Source organism: Actinomadura sp. NEAU-AAG7 (assembly GCF_018603865.1).
Lineage (GTDB): Bacteria > Actinomycetota > Actinomycetes > Streptosporangiales > Streptosporangiaceae > Spirillospora > Spirillospora litoris.
Map to the genome: position 1 here is coordinate 1,170,136 of NZ_JAHFZY010000001.1, position 19,615 is coordinate 1,189,750.

Annotated in this window: 13 protein-coding genes and 1 tRNA gene; 10 read left to right on the plus strand and 4 right to left on the minus strand. The window is 68.6% G+C overall.

What is annotated here, in order from left to right:
• Nucleotides 1–9: 9 nt before the first annotated feature.
• Both KLI87_RS05405 and KLI87_RS05410 read right to left on the minus strand, forming a co-directional pair.
• Nucleotides 10–1,671: a DEAD/DEAH box helicase family protein gene (locus KLI87_RS05405; protein WP_214616051.1), complete on the minus strand. Its 1,662-nt coding sequence runs from the start codon at nt 1,669–1,671 to the stop codon at nt 10–12.
• Nucleotides 1,668–4,013: an ATP-binding protein gene (locus KLI87_RS05410; protein WP_214616052.1), complete on the minus strand. Its 2,346-nt coding sequence runs from the start codon at nt 4,011–4,013 to the stop codon at nt 1,668–1,670. Before KLI87_RS05410 ends, KLI87_RS05405 begins: the two co-directional genes overlap by 4 nt.
• 368 nt (nt 4,014–4,381) lie before the next feature.
• On the opposite strand from KLI87_RS05410, the gene KLI87_RS05415 reads away from it, so the two are divergent.
• From KLI87_RS05415 to KLI87_RS05430, 4 genes are all read left to right on the plus strand, one after another.
• The gene (locus tag KLI87_RS05415) at nt 4,382–5,323 is read left to right on the plus strand and encodes an Eco29kI family restriction endonuclease (protein ID WP_284734053.1); all 942 of its coding nucleotides are present in this window, start codon (nt 4,382–4,384) and stop codon (nt 5,321–5,323) included.
• Nucleotides 5,324–5,465: 142 nt separating this feature from the next.
• Nucleotides 5,466–6,740: a DNA cytosine methyltransferase gene (locus KLI87_RS05420; RefSeq protein WP_214616054.1), complete on the plus strand. Its 1,275-nt coding sequence runs from the start codon at nt 5,466–5,468 to the stop codon at nt 6,738–6,740.
• A gap of 137 nt (nt 6,741–6,877) precedes the next feature.
• Nucleotides 6,878–7,588, plus strand: a complete 711-nt coding sequence (locus KLI87_RS05425; RefSeq protein WP_308165855.1) for a very short patch repair endonuclease — start codon at nt 6,878–6,880, stop codon at nt 7,586–7,588.
• A gap of 183 nt (nt 7,589–7,771) precedes the next feature.
• Entirely contained in the window at nt 7,772–8,077 is a 306-nt protein-coding gene (locus KLI87_RS05430; RefSeq protein WP_214616055.1) for a hypothetical protein, read from the plus strand.
• On the opposite strand, the gene KLI87_RS05435 is transcribed toward KLI87_RS05430, so the two are convergent.
• Nucleotides 8,042–8,127 (minus strand) — tRNA-Leu (locus tag KLI87_RS05435). The genes KLI87_RS05430 and KLI87_RS05435 overlap by 36 nt on opposite strands.
• 129 nt (nt 8,128–8,256) lie before the next feature.
• Here KLI87_RS05435 and KLI87_RS05440 point away from each other — a divergent pair.
• The 3 genes from KLI87_RS05440 to KLI87_RS05450 all read left to right on the plus strand — a co-directional run bounded on the left by KLI87_RS05440 (nt 8,257) and on the right by KLI87_RS05450 (nt 12,614).
• Nucleotides 8,257–9,567 (plus strand): M20/M25/M40 family metallo-hydrolase, encoded by a 1,311-nt coding sequence (locus KLI87_RS05440; protein WP_308165856.1) that lies wholly within the window; start codon nt 8,257–8,259, stop codon nt 9,565–9,567.
• A gap of 77 nt (nt 9,568–9,644) precedes the next feature.
• Complete coding sequence (locus KLI87_RS05445) at nt 9,645–10,289, plus strand: hypothetical protein (protein ID WP_214616056.1); 645 nt, start codon at nt 9,645–9,647, stop codon at nt 10,287–10,289.
• A gap of 141 nt (nt 10,290–10,430) precedes the next feature.
• Nucleotides 10,431–12,614: a chaplin gene (locus KLI87_RS05450; RefSeq protein WP_214616057.1), complete on the plus strand. Its 2,184-nt coding sequence runs from the start codon at nt 10,431–10,433 to the stop codon at nt 12,612–12,614.
• 503 nt (nt 12,615–13,117) lie between these two features.
• On the opposite strand, the gene KLI87_RS05455 is transcribed toward KLI87_RS05450, so the two are convergent.
• On the minus strand, nt 13,118–13,303 hold the full coding sequence (locus KLI87_RS05455) for a DUF5703 family protein (RefSeq protein ID WP_156214564.1): 186 nt from the start codon (nt 13,301–13,303) through the stop codon (nt 13,118–13,120).
• A gap of 349 nt (nt 13,304–13,652) precedes the next feature.
• On the opposite strand from KLI87_RS05455, the gene topA reads away from it, so the two are divergent.
• The 3 genes from topA to KLI87_RS05470 are packed head-to-tail and all read left to right on the plus strand — an operon-like array spanning nt 13,653 to nt 19,611.
• Nucleotides 13,653–16,352 (plus strand): type I DNA topoisomerase, encoded by a 2,700-nt coding sequence (topA, locus tag KLI87_RS05460; protein WP_214616058.1) that lies wholly within the window; start codon nt 13,653–13,655, stop codon nt 16,350–16,352.
• 28 nt (nt 16,353–16,380) lie between these two features.
• Nucleotides 16,381–18,462, plus strand: coding sequence for a dTMP kinase (tmk, locus tag KLI87_RS05465; protein WP_214616059.1), 2,082 nt, complete (start codon nt 16,381–16,383; stop codon nt 18,460–18,462).
• 9 nt (nt 18,463–18,471) lie between these two features.
• Nucleotides 18,472–19,611 (plus strand): DNA polymerase III subunit delta', encoded by a 1,140-nt coding sequence (locus tag KLI87_RS05470; protein ID WP_156214562.1) that lies wholly within the window; start codon nt 18,472–18,474, stop codon nt 19,609–19,611.
• Nucleotides 19,612–19,615 lie beyond the last annotated feature (4 nt).

The following is a 19,615-nucleotide window of genomic DNA, read 5'->3' on the forward strand; positions in this document are numbered from 1 at the left end:
GGAGGGTTCCTAGAGGGGTGGGGGGAATTGAAGCCGTACTTCGTCGGCCGCGGTTTCCAGGCTTGCGGCGTCCTGGATCCAGTGGTCGAGGAGGGTGCCCGCAGTCTCGTCGTTGAACTCGATACGGGACCCAGACGGAAGTCGGAGCCGGAGATGCTCGGCCTCGGTGGCTTCGAGTGAGCGCTTGAGGTCCAGCGTGGCGGCGACTCGGCGGATGTCCGTCACGAAGTCCAATACCTTGAGCGCCTTCTTGCCTGGGCTCAGCCGTAGGCCACGTCCGAGCTGCTGTACGAAAATCCGTCTGCTATGAGTGACGCGTAGGAAAGCGATCAGGTTGACGTCGGGGACGTCGACTCCCTCGTTAAAGACGTCGACACAGGTGATGATCGGCACTCGGCCGAGCCGGAACTCGTTCAGCAGGATCTGGCGCCGTTGTCTTGGCAGCCCGCTATGCAGGAAGGACGCCCGGTGCCACGCGGTGTCCGACAAGGACAGCAACGTAGCGATCCGCTCCGCGTGCTCGATGGTCTGGCAGAACAGGATGGCCCGTGGGTCCGGGGTCTGTCGCCACGTCTCCCGGAACTGCTCGACGATCTCTTCGTCGCGCTGAGGCAGGAACAGGGCTCGGTTGAGTTCCTTGATCGAGTATCCATGCTGACTCGTCTGCCGGACCGTCTCCCAGTCGAGGTTGTCGACGAAGAGCCTGTAGTCGACTGCGGAAAGGTATCCAGCGGCCATCCCTTCGGCGATACCCATCATGAAGCTCGCTGGGCCGAAACGTGCCGTGATATCGAACTTGTCGCCACGCCACGGGGTCGCGGTCACTCCGAACTGGGCCGCGTCGCCACACAGATCTAGCAGATCCGCGAACCTTCCGTTCTCGCTGACGTGATGGGTCTCATCGACCATGATGAGACTCGGGCGCCAGCCCGCGCGGACCACGCCAAGGACCGACTCGACCGTGCCGACTAGGACGCCATCGTACGAGGGTGGCTTGTTGTCGCCTGTGAGAAGGCGTGTCGGAATGGCCTTGCTCAGATGTCGCCACAGTGCCCGTTCCAGCTGCTCTACTAGTTCCTTGGTGTGCGCGACCACGAGGATTGGTAGCTTCGGATCCGTTTCGAGGTACCGACGGATAACCGCTCCGCCGACAACGGTCTTGCCCAACCCGGTGGCCAGTACCAGCAGGGCCCTGCCGGTGCCGTTCAGGTCGGCCAGGATCGCCTCGGCCGCCGAGAGTTGGTAGCCACGCAACTCATACTGCTCGGGTACCCGATCGGGCATGCGCTCCCAGATCGCCCCCAGCGTGGGGCCGTCCCATACCGAGATCTTGATGCCAACCGTTTCGAGCGCGCGTCGGCGCTCTTCGGCTGATCTCGTGAGTCCCGTGTTGGTGACCAGCACCGACCTGTCGGCGCCATAGCGAGTGTGGGCTCGCTCAAGGTCGTCCACACCTTCGCGATCTATTGGCCGGTTCGCGGACCATTTGCATTGGAAGACCCACTGCTCACGGCTGCGCACCGCCAGCAGGTCAGCGCCACCGTCACCGGGGCCATCCACTACACGCACGTCGACGAAACCCAGGTGCCACAGTGCGCGCTCGACCGCGCGCGGTAGTCCGCGAGGCCCTCCTTCCAGGAGAGCCTCGGCCGAGAGGAGCCCACCCGTCATGCTTCCGCCACGAGTTCGTCGGCGAGTAGCTGGATACTGAGCCTGGTCCGCTGAAGCTGCTGCGGACCGAGGTCAACAGTGAAGCTCACCAACGTCGCGATGTCGTTGAGGTAGCCAGACAACCTCGCCAGGCTGAGCCGCCGCGCCGAAGGGGAGGAGAGCGAGGCGTACGGGCCGGCGAAGACCTTCCCGTCCATGAATGCCTCAGGCCACTCCTCCAACAACTTCACCGTGAAGAGAGGCGGAGCGTACAGCAGGAACTCCCCAGTCTCCCCAAGCTTCTGAGTGAGCATGACCTGACCGTTCGCGATCATCTCGTTCTCTGTGGCCGTCAGTTCGTCGGGGGACAGGTGTTGGAAGGCTCGCCCGGGATCGGGTTCGATCCTGGCGGCCATCATCCTGCGGACGTCGGTTAGCAACTCCCGAGCTTGCCTGAAGACCACATCCATACGCAGCGCCGAGTCGGGCAGGCTGTGGGCCCGGAGTGACGAGACCAACTGGGCGTAGGTGAGGTCACTATCAGCCTTGACCTTGAGAATTGCGGCGATCTCCACTACCAGTAGTTCGGCCGCGTCGACTCCCAGCTTCGCGAAAACGTCGTGGGCGGGGTCCAGGAAAGCAGTCGCCGTGCCGCCGGGTCCTTGGACCAGGAGCGCGGGTGTGGGTTGTCCGTTGTCGTCGCGGAGGCTGAGCGTCCTGAGCCTGCGGGTCTCGACGACAAGGTCACCGACCCGCGGGATTCCGAAGTCCCGGGTCAGCTCGGGAACGATTATGGAGTCGGCGTGGTAACGCTCGATTCGTTCCTGGGTGGTCTCCTTCGAGGGCTTGGGTGATGCCGCCACGGCCTTGGGCGGAACTAGAGCCGAGTCGCTCGCTACATCGGGAGCGCCGTCGGAGTTGACACCGAGTGCTTCCAGCACGGCGAGCTCATCAGGCCTGTTCTGGGAAACCCCCTCGACCTTCGCGAGCTTGGCCCTCTTGCTCTGCTCCTCGTGATTGACCACGGCTTCCCACCACCGTTGATCACTCTGAAACTCAGAGTCTCCTCGATGGAAGAGTTGCGCCCAGCGGCGGGTCAAGTCATGGATCGGCCGGGTCCCGTCACCTGGGACGAGGCAACGCATGCCCGCCGCGTTCCTCCGGTATCCCTTGAAGAGGAGCCCGAGCGGGCTTGTGTTCTCTGGGTAGCCCAGTCTCTTGGCCTTCTCGGGTTGAAGAGGACCGACCCCCCGCAAGAAGTCCACGGCGGCACGCCAGCCGCGGTCGCTGTACTCGAACGCGTTCTTCTGGTAAGTGACCGGCACGTGATCGAGGTGGATCTCTCCAATCAACCGGCCTCCTTGGTTGGCTAGCTCGATCGGATACTCGGTGTCCACAGCGCCGAGTGGGTCATTGGGGTTCTTCCAGTCGAACAGCCGCTTGTCCCATTGGAGGATCTTGCGGCCGTTGCGTAGGAAATCAATACCGAATTCGCGCTTGTCCAAATGGCGCTGGACACCAAGCCAGCCATGGATCCGGCGCTCACGCAGAGTGAGGCGGTCGCCACCGCACTGGTCGCACGTTCCCTTGTCAGGCGTCTGCCAGTTTCCACAATTGGCGCAGGCTTCCGCTGGTTCGAAGGTCTCATCGATGGGGATGTAGGCAGGGATCTTCTGTGAGGAGGCGCCGCTGCCGTAGATCACGTGCCGGTCGTCACCCCACCGGCAGTGGCGCCGTGGCCTGACTCGCTGTCCCTGCACCCAGAGTTCGAAGGGCTGGTTGTCGAGGATCCATGAGTAGGTGCGCCCCAGCGTGTCACGGAGGTTGCTCGCGTTGCGCCGAAGCCAGTCAGCGCGTTCGGGATGAAGGCCGCTGATCTCGATACGAGTCCCGTGCTCGTTGGGGTCCGTCTTTGGCTCAGTGATGTCGCTGGCCTCGAAATCATCCCCGATACGGTCGAGGTCGATCTCCACGCCGATCCACTGATCGTCCCCTGGCCGGGTGGTCAGAACTCGTGTGCGGCGCCCCAAACGAGCGGTGCTGACGTTGAAGCCCATGCCGAAGAGACCGAGCTTGTCGAATCGATCGTTGCTGGACCACCCGGCCCGGACGGATTGCTCCAACCGTTCGTAGCTCATGCCGCGCCCGGTGTCCGTGACCTTCACGACGGCGTCAGAGGGCTTGGCTCCGGGACTGGGCAGTGCGACACTGATCTTGAAGCCCCCGGCCCAAGGCACTCCCGAGCGTACGATCTCGGTAAAGTCATCCAGGGAGTTGTCCACCAACTCGGCGACGCACTGCCACTCATCGAACTCAATCTCTCCCAACATCCGGAGGATGCGGGAGGACGGTGTGATCTTCAACGGCCCTCCTGTCTCTGATCCTCGGCTGGGCGTGCCACCCCTTGGCGGTGCCAAGGGGTGGCACGCCCAAGCATCGGGATCGAGGTGGGACCGATGATATGCGGTGGGACCGACGAGGTTGCAGTTGTTCTTGCATATTTGTGCGAATTGTGTTAGAGGTGAATCGCTCCAGCCGCCCCTCTCGCTCGACGCTCCCGCGGAGGCCCTTCGCTCGGGCCCTTCGCCTGGCGAGGTGGCGATCGCCTGGCGAGGTGACGAACTAGCTCACATCACCTTAGGTCAGGGGCTGCTCATCGCGCTGGAGGCGGACAGAGGCGGGTTGACTCAGAGATTGATTTCTGTCAGAGATTTCGCGATAGCCTCTGATTATGCCTTCTCGGATCAGCCGCAACTTCACTCCCGCGCGTCCCAAGGAGATCGGCGACAAATTCGATCCACTGAGCTTGGATCAACTGAGTCGGAATCTTCGAGAGGCGTTGGACGACCAACCTCGGATCCCCTTGAAGTCTCTTCCTTCGTTCCCTGGAGCCGGTTTGTACGCGCTCTACTACACGGGGTCTCTCCCACTCTACGAGCGGTTGAAGGACGGCGACGTTCCGGTGTACGTCGGCAAGGCCGAAGCAGGGAACAGCAGCTATGGCGATCCTCCTGACGAGGCGAAGCCTGCCCTGTACGACCGGATCGTCGGCAAGCACCGGGTGAGCCTCGAAGAGGCGTCGGCAGAGGACTGCGGGGGGAACCTCAACTTGACCGACTTCGACGTGCGAATCCTGCCCCTCGACGACGTGTGGATCGTCCTCGGCGAGCGAGCGCTTCTCCGCGCGTACTCTCCCGTTCTCTGGAACACGCTCATACCCGGGTTCGGCGCGAACCCATCCGGAACCGCACGAACCAACGCTCGATCCATCTGGGACACGATTCATCCTGGACGGCCTCGCGCGGCCAACCGGACCTGCAACCGGCGCTTCACCCGCGCGGAGATGGAAGATCGTATCCGCGACGGGATCGCGATCTCTCTTCTGCCGGAAGAGGATCCGCAGCGCGAGGCTCGAGTTCGAGCGGTGCGTTGGCGGCGCGCGAACATGATCTGGTCTCCCGCGAAGAAGGGGGCGAGCGACCAGCGCCTCCGTGTCTACAGGGTGGACGCGTTCATCGCCGAGAACGCCGCGCTCGGTGTCGACATCGGCCCGAACGACTGGGTGGACGCTCGCGGAGACACGGCTAGCGCGCAGCCTGACCCCGAGGAAGCGACGGAAGGCAATGTTCTCGACGCGGAGCACGGGGAAGTCGCTGAAGACGAGGCGGGCTGACTCCCGGAGACGGGGAGGCGCGCCGCGTTGTCCACAACGCTCGTGGCGGCCCGGCGCGCGCTGCTGTCGGTGGAGCGGTATGACCTGAAAATTCTTCGACGGACGGGTCCCAAGATCCACAACTCCGCGGTATGCTTTCGCCATGTCTGAACAGGAGCAGGGGGCAGGCAACGACCGCACGAGCGTGGAGTTGTTTGCTGGGGGCGGGGGGCTGGCCCAGGCGGTCAAGCGAGCGGGCTTCCGGCCGCTCCTGTTCAACGAGTTCGCCAAGCGGGCCTGTGAGACGCTTCAAGCAAACGGGGCCAAACTGCTAGACGAGGGACAAGTCCCGAACATCCCCGAACCCGGTCAGCCTTGCCCGCTCAAGCCCGGCGACATTCGCAAGGTCGATTTTGACCACCTGAAGGATAAAGTTGACATTCTGGCTGGCGGCCCCCCATGTCAACCGTTTAGCCTTGGCGGCGTAGCCAAAGGTGACGAGGATGAACGAAACATGTTCCCTGAGATGTTTCGAGCTATCCGCGAAATGGAACCCAAAGCTGTTATATGTGAAAATGTTCGAGGGTTGCTGCGCCCTTCCTTCAAGCCATACTTTGAATACATTCTCCGAGAGATGCGACTACCCTTCGAGGAGCGCAGCGAGAGTGCTGCCTGGCAAGAGCATGACGCGATCTTGCGGCGGCGTATCGAAGACGGTTCCTCCGATTCGCGCCGACGTTACCAGGTCTTTATGAAGCCCGTGAACGCGGCGGATTACGGTGTACCGCAGATTAGGCACAGAATCATCATTGTGGCCTTTCGGGCCGACCTCGGTGTCGACCTTGAAAAATTTGAAAAACTTGTCTCGGAGACTCACTCGAACGACGCCCTCATACATTCCATGACCAATGGAGAGTACTGGGAACGTCATAAAGTCAGGAAGAAGGTTCGAGAGAAAGTCATAGCGGATCTCCCCCCTGAGGTTCTAGTTCCCGACGGCCTCAAGCCGTGGAGAACCCTACGTGACGCGATCGCCGGCAACTTCGAGAATGAACCAAAGCTTCCAGACATCAAAGATGAGCAGCTGAACCGTGAACCTCGCAAGGTCCGTGGTGTAACAGAGCATATTGGCTGGCCCGGCGCCCGGATCTATGATGGGCACACCCCCAACGTGCTCGACCGTCCCGCCAAGACCGTCAAGGCCGGTGTCCACGGGGTACCTGGAGGTGAGTCCGTCATGTTGCGTGACGACGGGACTCACCGCTACATGTCGGTCCGCGAGACGGCACGCGTCATGACCTTCCCCGACACGTGGAAGCTCGAGGGGCCCCGCGGTGAGCAGATGAGGCAACTCGGCAACGCGGTGCCCGTCCTGCTTGGCGAGGTCTTCGCTAAGGCGGTGGCCCAAGCACTCGACGAGGCAGAGGCCCAGCAGTGACCGCTCTCGAAAGCGCTGACCCCGGACGCTGGAAGGATAAGCCGCCGCCTGACAGGGCTTGGAAGGGGCGACCAGGGCAAAACAGGGCCGCGCGGACCGCGGAGCAGGATCGCGCGGCGGGTGGCCGTGAGCGCCGCATGGTTGATCTTGATGATGGGCGTATCGCGTGCGCGTCAATCGCGTTGCGGTTGCCGCGCAAGAACCGGCGTATACGAGCCTATCTTCGCTGGTCAGATAAGGGACGCTCGCCTGAGGTGTACGTTGGCGAGGTAGACCAAGAAACACGGGCGAAGAACTTGGCGCAAGCATGGAAGATGGCAGCGGCCAAGGGACTTCTCAAAGAGACACCAGAGCCGACGGAATCCTGGGCGAGTTCGCCTGCAGTTCGTTCGGTGATGCGCGGTAATCGCAGCCGGGATACCAAGCCGGAACTCGCGTTGAGGTCGGCTGTCCATTCGCTTGGACTTCGATACCGCATCGACCGGCGTCCCATCCCGGAGATTCGACGGACTGCCGACTTGGTGTTCGTTGGCGCGAAGGTCGCAGTCTTCTCCGATGGCTGCTTCTGGCATGGTTGCCCTGAACATCATCGCCCCGCCAAGCGCAATAGCGAGTTCTGGTCCGCCAAGATAGAGCGCAATCGTGAACGGGACAGAGAGACCGAGCGGAAGCTATCCGAAGCCGGCTGGATGGTGGTACGAGTATGGGAGCATGAAGATCCCGTCGAGGCCGCCACTCGAGTGCGAGAGATCGTTCGGAGTCGAGCCCATCGTGGAAGCCGCCACCAACCAAGGCCGAAGCTCGAAGCGGGACAGGGCGAGGAAGAGCAGCTCCCGCAGCTACGATAGCCGTTTCGGTGATCTTGCCGAAGCAGAAGTCATCACCGCCATCTGTGGCGATTTCGCTTTCTCCGCGTCGGGCTAACCGACATCCTCTCCGCTGTTCGAAGGCTCCCTGTGGCCGTCAGCGAGATCAAGATCGACTTCGGACGGTGGCGAGGGCTGCCGCTGTAGTGGCGTGACCCGGCCGTCGTGTCCGGCTGGATCACCGAGATCCAGGCCCAACGCGCCGTCCACCAGGCCAGGCTCCGCGAGATCACCGGAGAGCGGCCCCACCGCCTCACCAAGGAGGAGATCGTGACCCTCACCACCACGTTCGGCGACCTGCTCAAGGTTCTGCGCACCGCCGACCCTGCGGACAAGGTCCAGATCTACCGGAACCTCGGGCTCTCCCTCACCTACGACCCTGCCCCGAAAAACAGTAATCGCCCGGGCGGAACCGGGCGATCATGTACAAAAATGTGTCCGAGGGGGGACTTGAACCCCCATGCCCCGTAAAGGGCACTAGCACCTCAAGCTAGCGCGTCTGCCTATTCCGCCACCCGGACCGGTCGCAGGCCGTGGCCTGGGGCCGCGGCGGGCTTCACCATACCAAAGGTCCCGAGTCGCGGCGAAGTGGATCGACGGGGCACCATGGTGGGCGTACCGGGAGGACGCTAGGCGCGAAGGTGATGACTGTGGCCCACCAGCCGACCGCTGAGGACGAGGTCGTCCGGCTCTGCCAGGAGCTGATCCGGATCGACACCAGTAATCCGGGAGATCATTCGGGGCCCGGGGAGAGGGTGGCGGCGGAGTACGTCGCCGAGAGGCTCGCGGAGGTGGGGCTGGAGTCGCAGATCTTCGAGTCGCATCCGGGGCGGGCCAGCCTGGTGGCGCGGATCGAGGGGGAGGATCCGGGGCGGGACGCGCTGCTGCTGCACGGGCACCTGGACGTGGTTCCCGCGCGCAAGGAGGACTGGACGCGGGATCCGTTCGGGGGTGAGATCGCGGACGGGTGCGTCTGGGGGCGCGGGGCCGTCGACATGAAGGACATGGACGCGATGATCCTCGCGGTGGTGCGGCAGCGGCTCAGGGAGGGGCGCCGGCCGCCGCGGGACGTGGTGGTGGCCTTCCTGGCGGACGAGGAGGCCGGGGGGAAGTGGGGCGCGCAGTGGTTGGTGGAGCGGCATCCTGAGCTGTTCGAGGGGTGCACGGAGGCCGTGGGGGAGGTCGGCGGGTTCAGCGTGACCGTGCCGGGGGACCGGCGGATGTACCTCATCGAGACGGCGGAGAAGGGCCTCGCCTGGATGAACCTGACCGCCAAGGGGACGGCCGGGCACGGGTCGATGGTGCATCCCGACAACGCCGTGACGGCCGTCGCGGCGGCTGTGGCGCGGCTGGGGGAGCATGAGTTCCCGGTGCAGCTGACCAAGACCGTGCGGGCGTTCCTGGAGCGGGCGTGCATGGCGTACGGGCTGGAGTTCGACCCGGAGCGGCCGGAGGAGTGCCTGGAGAAGCTCGGGCCGATGGCGCGGATGATCGGGGCGACGCTGCGGCAGACGCTGAATCCGACGCGGCTGGACGCGGGGTACAAGACCAACGTCATTCCGCAGAGCGCCACGGCCCAGGTGGACGGGCGGTTCCTGCCCGGATATGAGGCGGAATTCTTCGCGACTGTGGACGAACTTCTCGGTCCGGATGTCCAGCGCGATTTCGTCCATCACGACCGGGCCGTCGAGACCGACTACGAGGGGGCGCTCGTGGCGGCGATGGAGGCGGCGCTGACCTCGGAGGACCCGGGGGCGCTGCCGGTCCCGTACTGCCTGAGCGGCGGGACGGACGCGAAGTCCTTCGCCCGGCTGGGCATGCGGTGCTTCGGTTTCGCGCCGCTCCGACTTCCCCCAGAGTTGGACTTTTCCGGAATGTTCCATGGGGTCGACGAGCGCGTCCCGGTGGACGGACTCCGGTTCGGCGCGCGGGTTCTCGACCGGTTTATCGATCGGTCCTGAATTTCTCGCGCATTGCCGTTGTGTGGTGCTATGGTTACCATCTGTAGGGGATGGTTTGGCCGTAGAGAGGGCGACCGGTGGCGGACGACGAGGCATGGCTGCGCCGCGTCCTCCGGGCGTTGCTCGTCTTGGGCGGTCTGCTGTTCGCGGGTTGGCTCCTCGGCGGCTGTGCGCAGTCCGCGCACGCCGAGGAGTTGCCGCCGCCGGTCGAGGTGGTCCAGAACGCGCATCCCGAGTTGAAGCGCGTTCTGGACCAGAGGCCCGAGCTGCCCGAGGTGGTGGCGCCGCGTCCGGCCGTGCCCGACGTGGTGCCTGTTGAAAAGGTGCCGGAGGTCCTGGCGCCCGTTGAGATCCCGCGGCGTGTGGTGCGTCCCGCGGCGCCCGCGGCTCAGAGTGCCGTGCAGGTGCGGCGGCCGAGTGCGCCCTCGCGTGCCGTCCGGGTCGAGCGTGCCTTGGTGCGCCGGGTCGGCGTCGTGCGGCACCAACAGCAGCAGCGGCATTCTCACGTTCAGGCCCCGGACGTGCGTCCGGCGCCCGTCCCGATGCCCGTCCGGAGCGACACGAGGGCGGGCGGGCTTTCCGTGATCGGGGGATCGGCCGTGGTTCCGGCCGTCTCCTCGTGGGTTCCGGCGCGTCCACCGGCGGCGATCGCGCTCGTCTTCGGTCCGGTGCCCCCGCCCGTCCGCACAGCGGCGGACGAGCCCTCCTTCGCGCCCGACTAGCCACCGGTCCCGCGCCCGTCCACAGTCCGGGCGCCGGTCGTGCCTTCGGCGCGGTCTTTCCTTCCCCTTTCTGAGACCGGTGTGCCCGTTGTGGCACGCGTGTCTCGTCATTCCCATCAACAACTCCCCGAACGGAGCATCATGCGAACGTGGGCAAAAGGCACCTCGCGTGCAGTAGCGCTCACCGCGAGTTTCGTCGCTCTCGGTGCGACGGCCTTTCCCGCCAATGCCTTCGCCGACGTCACGAACGGCGACGGCGGCGTTCTCTCCGGAAACCAGGTCAACCTGCCGATCTCGGCGCCGGTCGACGCCAGCGGCAACGCCGTGGCCGCGGCCGGCACGGCGACCGGCACCTCCAGGGGCGGCTCGTCGGTGACCGGCAGCGGCGGCAGCGGCGGGCAGCGGACGTCCGGCGCGGGCGGCGTCGCCTCCGGCAACCAGGTGAACGCGCCGGTCTCCGCGCCGGTGAACGCCTGCGGCAACGGGGTCGGGGTCCTCGGTGACGCGCACGCGAGCTGCGTCAACGGGGCCAGGGTCAGCGGCGACGGCGACGGCGGCCAGGTCACCAGCGGCGCGGGCGGTGTGGTCGCGGGCAACCAGGTCAACGCGCCGGTCTCGGCGCCGGTGGACGCCTGCGGCAACGCCGTGGCGGTCGCGGGGACCGCGGTCGCGGGCTGCGAGGGCGGCGCCCTGGTCAAGAACGGCGGCGCCACCGGCGCCGGGCAGACCTCCTCCGGCGTCTCCAGCGCCGTCGGCGGGAACCAGCTGAACGTCCCCATCAGCGTTCCCGTGGACGTCTGCGGCAACGCGGTCGGCAACGCCCTCGCGGGGTGCGAGGGCGGCGCGTCCGTCCGCAACGGCGGGCACCTGTCCGGCAGCCAGCTGACCAACGGCGACCTCAGCGTCGTCGGGGGCAACCAGGCCGACGCCCCCATCAGCCTTCCGGTCACGGCCTGCGGGGACGCGGGGGCGGTGCTCGGCGAGGCGGGCGCGTTCTGCGAGGGCGGCGCGCATGTGCGCAGCAGCTCGGGCGGTGACCAGCAGACCTCGGGCGTGGCCGGGATCGTCGCGGGCAACCAGGGGAACACGCCGGTCGGCACGCCGGTCGAGGTCTGCGGCGACGCGGCGGCCGCCGTCGGCGCCGCCGCCGCGACCTGCACCGGGCAGACGCTGGTCACGGGCTCGCACGGCTCCGGCGGCCAGTCGTCGGGCGGGTCGAGCGTGGGCGGCGGCAACCAGGAGAACGTGCCGTCCACCAACCCGGTCGACGTGTGCGGCGACGCGGCCGCCGTCGTCGGCGACTCCGACCCGCAGTGCACGGGCGGCCACGGCGGTTACCACCCCTACTACCGGATGTCGGGGACGGGCGGGTCCGCCGCGGGCGCGCCCCGGCCCGTCACCGCGGCCAAGCCGCCCGCCGTCCCGTCCCGGATTCCCTCGCCGGGAGAGGTCGGCCTGCCGCAGCCGGCGACCGAGCTGCTGCGGACGAACAACGCGGCCGTGATCTACACGCTGCCGGGAGCGAAGACCCTGGCCAGGACGGACGTGCTGCGGAAGGGCGGTGAGCCCGGCCCCTGGACCCCCGCTCCCATGTCGATCGCGCCGACCGGGGGCGGACTGCCGAAGGCCGGCGGTCTGCCCAAGGCCGACGGTCTGCCCAAGGGGAAGGGGCTTCCGAAGGGCAAGGGGCTGCCCAAGGGGTTCCCGGAGGCCGGGGGGATGCCCGGTATGCGGCACATGGACGAGGAAGGGGGCCCGGAGGAGGGCGGGCCGGGCGAGGAACTCCTGTCCGGGGCCGCGTCCGTGCTGGACGGTGAGGCGCTGCGCCGCGGCGAGGTCGCCGCGACGACGTCCGCCGGCGGCCCCCTCGGCGGCGTCCCCGGCCTGGAGGACCTTGTGGAGGGCCTCGGGGTGAAGCGCGTCGGGGACCCCGCCCCCTCGCAGCCGCTCGACCTGCGCGTGGTGACCGGCGCGGCGCGCGTGCCCGGGGTGGCCAGCGGGATGACGCTGCCCGGTAAGCCTGTCGTGCCCGCGCCGTCGTCCGCGCGCGGCCACGGCGGCCCCGGCATCGACGGGTCCGGCCTCGACCTGACGGGCGTGGGCGGGGAGGTCCCCGGCCTGTCCAAGCCGCCGGTCACCGCCGACGTGCACGCCCCCGAGGTGGACCACGAGATCGGCCCGGTGCGGACCGTCGCGGCGGAGAAGCCGATCATCGCGGACGCCGAGGCCGGCTCGATGTGGGTGCTCGGCGCGGCGACCCTGCTCGCGGCCGTTTCCGGTGCGCTGGCGCTGACCCGCCGGATCAAGCTGGGCGGTCGCCACTGACCCGGACGGACGGCCGCTGACCTGGCCGTTCCTCCCATCCACAGCACTCAGCCGCGTAGCGGCGCAGCGGCCCGACAGGGGGTCGAGAACGCTTTGCCCGTCCCGGAGGCGCGGTCCGGGGCGGGCAAAGCCCTGTCTCCAGCGATTATGATTACGCCACGTCATAGGATTGGTACGTAGCGCGACTCTTCGGACGTGTCCGACGTGACGGACATGACGCATGTGGTCCGCGGAGTGAACGTCACACCACGGTCGTCCGGTTACGGATGCGGGAAAGGCGAACCGGAGTGAATCGAGGTGAACCGGTACAAAATTCGGCACCGGTCCAGATCCGGGGCCGGGGGTTCAGACGATGCGTGCCCGTGCCCGCGAAACCGTGCCGAGTATCGAACGGACCGCGCCCCGCGCGGGCGAAACGTCCGGCCATTCAGACCGCCGGCCACCGGCCGCCGACCTGCGCCGACGCGCCGGAACAGGGGTCGGGCGCCCCGTCGGAGCGGTGCTCAGAACGTGCGAACCTGGCGGATGACCTTGCGGCGCAGTTGAATACGGCGGCTACCGTCGGGGTAGAGCCGCAACCGATCGATCTCCCAGCCGCCGCGTTCCGCGTGCTCGGTCAAGATCTGCCGGGCGGTATCACGCGTCGTGCCGCGCGGCAGGGACAGAACGAGGTAGGTGTACTCCACCATTGCGACCATTATTACGTGGTCCGCCGGGGTCGCGACACCGTACGGTGGCTGCCCGGTCCGCGCTCGGCCCGGCGGCATGTCATCCTGTCGGAGGCGCGAAGGGGCGCCGGGAGGCGCGTCCGCTCCACCGGGCGGAGCGGTGATCGCTGGACGGACCCACGGGACCCGCGGGCATGAAGGCGCCGTCATGCGACGTTGTAGGGAGCCCGTGTAGGAAGACGGTGGGGCGGCTCTGAGCGAGGCGAGTAAGACGGACGTGCGGGAGAAGACCCCGAGCTAGAAGCGAAGCAAGAAGACCCTGAGCCAGAAGATCTGAGCGAGAAGACCAGACAGCGAGGTTGGAGCGACTGTGCCAGCCAAGAACGGCACCGCGAGCAGTGGCCGGAACAATGGCGCCGGTACGCGCCTGGTGATCGTCGAGTCGCCCGCGAAGGCGAAGACGATCGCCGGGTACCTTGGGCGTGGCTACATCGTGGAGTCCAGTATCGGCCATATCCGGGACCTCCCCGGGAGCGCCTCGGAGGTGCCGGCCAAGTACAAGGGCGAGCCGTGGGCCAAGCTCGGCGTGAACGTCGAGCACGACTTCGAGCCGCTCTACGTGGTCAACACCGACAAGCGGGCGCAGGTCGCCAAGCTGAAGAAGCTGCTGGCCGAGGCCGACGAGCTCTTCCTCGCGACGGACGAGGACCGGGAGGGCGAGGCGATCGCCTGGCACCTCCAGGACGTCCTGAAGCCGAAGGTGCCGGTGCACCGGATGGTCTTCAACGAGATCACCAAGGACGCGATCCAGCGCGCCGCCGCGAACCCGCGGCAGCTCAACATGCGGCTGGTGGACGCGCAGGAGACGCGCCGCATCCTGGACCGCCTGTACGGGTACGAGGTCAGCCCCGTCCTGTGGAAGAAGGTCATGCCGAAGCTGTCGGCGGGCCGGGTGCAGTCGGTGGCGACGCGGCTGGTGGTGGAGCGCGAGCGGGAGCGGATCGCGTTCGTCCCGGCCCACTACTGGGACATCGCCGCGCAGTTCGACACCGGCAAGGACGAGGAGCCGACGGCGTTCAAGGCCGGGCTCATCTCCGTGGACGGCAAGCGCGTCGCGCAGGGCCGCGACTTCGCCTCCGACGGTCGGCTGAAGACCAAGGACGCGCTGCACCTGGACGAGGCGGCGGCGCGCGCGCTGGCCGAGCGGCTGCGGGAGCGGCCGTACGCGGTGAAGTCGGTCGAGCGCAAGCCCTACACCCGCAAGCCCTACCCGCCGTTCCGCACGACGACCCTGCAACAGGAGGCCAGCCGCAAGCTGAGCTTCTCCGCCAAGTACACGATGTCGGTCGCGCAGAAGCTGTACGAGAACGGCTTCATCACCTACATGCGCACCGACTCGATCACGCTGTCGGAGACGGCGATCACGGCGGCGCGGCGGCAGGCGGCCTCGCTGTTCGGCGGCGAGTACGTGCCCGACAAGCCGCGCGTGTACGCCTCCAAGGTGAAGAACGCGCAGGAGGCGCACGAGGCGATCCGCCCGGCGGGTGAGAGTTTCCGCACCCCGGCGGAGACGGGGCTGTCCGGCGACCAGTTCCGGCTGTACGAGCTGATCTGGAAGCGGACGATCGCGTCCCAGATGAAGGACGCGGCGGGCCAGTCGGTCTCGATCCGGGTGACGGGGGTCTCGACGCGGAACGAGACGGCCGAGTTCGGCGCGACCGGTAAGACGATCACCTTCCATGGGTTCCTCAAGGCGTACGTGGAGAGCGCGGACGACCCGTCCACCGACCGGGACGACCAGGAGCGGCGGCTGCCGAACCTGACCGAGAACGACCCGCTGAGCGCGCTCGCGGTGGACGCCGAGGGCCACTCGACCCGTCCGCCCGCGCGCTACACCGAGGCGAGCCTGGTCAAGGAGCTGGAGGAGCGCGAGATCGGGCGGCCCTCCACCTACGCCTCGATCATCGGCACGATCCTCGACCGCGGCTACGTGTTCAAGAAGGGGACGGCGCTGGTCCCCTCGTTCCTGGCGTTCGCCGTGGTGAACCTGCTGGAGCAGCACTTCGGGAACCTGGTCGACTACGACTTCACCGCCCACATGGAGGACGGCCTCGACGAGATCGCCCGGGGCGAGGCCGAGCGCGTCCGCTGGCTGACCCGGTTCTACTTCGGCGACAACGGCGAGGAGGGCCTGAAGGACCTCACCGAGGACATCGGGGACATCGACGCCAAGGGGATCAGCTCGTTCCCGCTCAAGGGCAGCGACATCATGGTCCGCGTCGGCCGGTACGGGCCCTACCTCGACCGCGAGGGCGCGCGGGTCAACATCCCCGAGGACATCGCGCCGGACGAGCTGACCGCCGACAAGGCCGAGGAGCTGTTCGCGCAGCCGTCCGGCGACCGCGAGCTGGGCAAGGACCCGGAGACCGGCCACACGATCGTGGCGAAGTCGGGGCGGTTCGGCCCCTACGTCACCGAGATCCTGCCGGAGGCCGCGCCGCCCGGCGAGGGCGAGAAGAAGAAGCGGACGAAGAAGGCCGACGCGCCCAAGCCGCGCACCGGTTCGCTGTTCAAGTCGATGTCGCTCGACACGGTCACGCTGGACGACGCGCTGAAGCTGCTGTCGCTCCCGCGCACGCTCGGCGAACTGGACGGCGAGCCCGTCACCGCGCAGAACGGGCGGTTCGGCCCCTACATCAAGCGGGGCACCGACAGCCGTTCGCTCGGCTCGGAGGAGGAGCTCTTCACGGTCACGCTGGAGAAGGCCAAGGAGCTGTTCGCGCAGCCGAAGCAGCGCGGGCGGGGCCGGGCCGCGGCGGCGGCGCCGCTGCGTGAGCTGGGCGACGACCCGGCGAGCAAGAAGCCCGTGGTGGTCAAGGAGGGGCGGTTCGGCCCCTACGTCACCGACGGCGAGACCAACGCCAGCCTGCGCAAGGGCGACGAGGTCGAGTCGATCACCATCCAGCGCGCCGCCGAGCTGCTCGCGGAGCGTCGTGAGAAGGTGGCGGCGGGTGGCGGCAAGAAGAAGACGACAACGCGCCGCCGAACCTCCGCAAAGTCCGGTTCCTAGGGACAACTACGCCGATACCCTGACCGACATGACCAGAACGGGCGCCACCCGGCCGCACCCCGCCGCGCCGCCGGGCGTTTCGTCTCTCTCGTCGATCAGGCCGTTCCGGCGGCTCTGGATCGCACTGTCGGTGTCGGGCCTCGGCCACTGGCTGAGCGTCCCGGCGCTGACCGCCATGGCCGCGACGCTGACCCGCGGCGACGACGCCGCCGCGCGGGCCCAGGCGGTCGGCGGTGTGCTGGTGGCGCTGCTGGTCCCGGCCGTTTTGCTGGCGCCGCTCGCGGGCGCGGCGCTGTCCCGGCTCGACCGGCGGCTGACGCTGCTGGTCGCCGACGCGCTCCGGTTCCTGATCGTCCTGTCGGTGCCGCTGCTGGACGCGCTGCCGTGGACGTTCGCCGCCGCGTTCCTCGTGGCCTGCGTGAGCGTGGCGTGGTCGGCGGTGGCGGCGACGGCTCCGGCCGGGCTCGTCCCGGACGAGCTGCGCCCGGCCGCCCGGCGCTCCGCCGCCCGCGCGATGTGCTGGCCCGCGCCCGTCGCGGCGGTGGTGTTCGCGTTCGTCGCGCTGATCGCGAAGGGCGCGTTCGGTGAGGGCGACCGCGCCGATCTGGCGCTCTACGTCACGGCCGGGGTGTTCCTGGCCGCGACCGCCGGGGTCGCCGCGCTCGGCGAGGTGCCGGGGAGCGAGCCGGTCGAGACGTTCTCGCCGGTGAAGACGCTGTTCCGGGGCCCGCGGGTGCCGGGCGTCCGGGGGCTCGGGCTCGCGGTCGTCGGCGTGGCGCTGGCGGCGGGCGCGGTCGTCGCGGTCGCGCGCGTGCACACCGGGCACCTCGGCGGCGGGGACGCGGGTTACGGTGCCGTCCTCACCGGCCTGACCTCGGGCCTCGGGTTCGGGCTGTTCCTCGGCCCGCGCGTGCTCGGACCGTTCAGCCGCCGCCGCCTCCTCGGCCTCGCGGTGATCGCCGCCGCGCTCGCGCTGGTCGTGGTCTCGCTCGTGCAGAACCTGGTCGTCGTCGCGTTCGTGACGGCGTTCCTCGGCGTCGCGGCGGGGGCCGCGTGGTCCACGGCGTCCGCCGTCCTCGCGGGCGACGAGCCCTCCGACGAGCCCTCCGACGACCTCGCGCAGGACCGTCCCGACGCGTTCCCGAGGTCGGTCGCGCTCGTCACCGCGCTGGTCGTGGCCGCGGCCGTCCCGCCGCTGGCCGGGGTGATCGGCTCGCGGCACTACGACCTCGGCGACGGCGACTACGACTTCCAGGGGACGGGCGCGGCGATGCTGATCGCGGGCCTGCTCGCCCTGCTCGCGGGGCTGGTCGCGTTCCGCCGGCTGGACGACCGGCACGGCATCCCGCTCGTCGCCGACCTGCGGGCCGCGTTGCAGGGCCGCGTCTACACGCCGCCGGAGCAGGCCGCTCCCGAGGACCGCCGGGTCGCGCGCCGCGAGCGCGGGGTGTTCATCGCGTTCGAGGGCGGCGAGGGCGCGGGCAAGACCACGCAGGCCAGGCTCGCCGCGATCTGGCTGCGCGACCACGGCTACGACGTGGTCGCCACGCAGGAGCCCGGCGCCACCAAGATCGGCATGCGGCTGCGCGCGATGCTGCTCGACCGGGAGACGACCGGGCTGTCCTCGCGCGCCGAGAGCCTGCTGTACGCGGCCGACCGCGCCGACCACGTCGCCAACGTGATCAGGCCCGCGATGGAGCGGGGCTCGATCGTGGTCAGCGACCGCTACGTCGACTCGTCCCTCGCCTACCAGGGGTACGGCCGCGAGCAGCCGGTGGAGGAGATCGCGCGCGTGAACGACTGGGCGACCGGCGGGCTCATCCCCGACCTGACCGTCCTGCTGGAGGTGCCGCCGCGGACGGGCCTCGGACGGCTGTCCGCGCCCGCCGACCGCATCGAGTCCGAGCCGGACGAGTTCCACGAGCGGGTCCGCGCCGGTTTCCACGCGCTCGCCGAGGCCGAGCCCGAGCGCTACCTGGTGCTGGACGCGAGCCGTCCGCAGGGCGAGTTGAGCCGGGAGATCCAGTACCGCATCCGCGAGATCCTGCCCGACCCGATACCGGCCGGTACCGAGGATGTCACGAGCACGTTCCCCATCATCACCGACTAGCCTTTGCCCATGAGCGTGTGGGATGACCTGGTGGGCCAGGAGCCGGTCGTCGCGCAACTGTCATCCGCCGCCGGTGAGGCGGGCGGCATGGCGCACGCGTGGCTGTTCACCGGGCCCCCGGGCGCCGGACGTTCCGCGGCGGCGCGCGCGTTCGCGGCGGCGCTGCAATGCCTGGAGGCTCCGCGCGGGTGCGGGCACTGCGCGTCCTGCCACCAGGTGCTCCAGGGGACGCACGCCGACCTGGAGGTCGTCCGTCCGGCGGGGCTGTCCTACGGGGTGCGGGAGACCCGCGAGCTGGTGCTGCGGGCCTCGTCGTCGCCGAGCGGCGGGCGCTGGCAGATCGTGCTGTTCGAGGACGCCGACCGGGCCACCGAGGCCGCCGCCAACGCGCTGCTGAAGGCGATCGAGGAGCCGCCGCCGCGCACGGTGTGGCTGCTGTGCACCCCGGCGCCCGACGACCTGCTGGTGACCATCCGGTCGCGCTGCCGGCTGGTGACGCTGCGGACCCCGCCGGTCCAGGCGGTCGCGGACCTCCTCGTCCAGCGGGACGGGGTCGACCGGGAGACCGCCGACGTCGTCGCGCGCGCGGCGCAGGGGCACATCAGCCGCGCGCGGCGGCTCGCGACCGACCCTCAGGCGCGGGCGCGGCGCGCCGAGGTGCTGGCGGTGCCGCGCCGGCTGACCGGGGTCGGGCCCGCGGTGACGGCGGCGGAGGCGCTGGTCAAGGCCGCCGAGGCGGAGGCGAAGGCGCAGACCGAGGAGCTGAACGAGACCGAGACCTCCGCGCTGCGGCAGGCGCTCGGGGAGAGCGCGAAGGGGCGCATGCCGCGCGGCACCGCCGGTGCCCTGAAGGAGCTCGACGACCGGCAGAAGTCGCGGGCGACGCGGGTGAAGCGCGACGCGCTCGACCGGGCGCTGCTCGACCTCGCCTCCTACTACCGGGACGTGCTGACGTTGCAGCTCGGGGCGGGCAGCGAGCTGGTCAACACCGAGCTGGGGCCGGAGCTGCGGAGCGCGGCGGGCGGCGGCCGTCCCGAGGACACGCTCCGCCGGCTGGACGCGATCATGGACTGCCGGGAGCGGTTGGAGGCCAACGTCAACCCGCTGCTCGCGGTCGAGGCGCTCACCCTCGCCCTGCGCACGTCCTGAACCA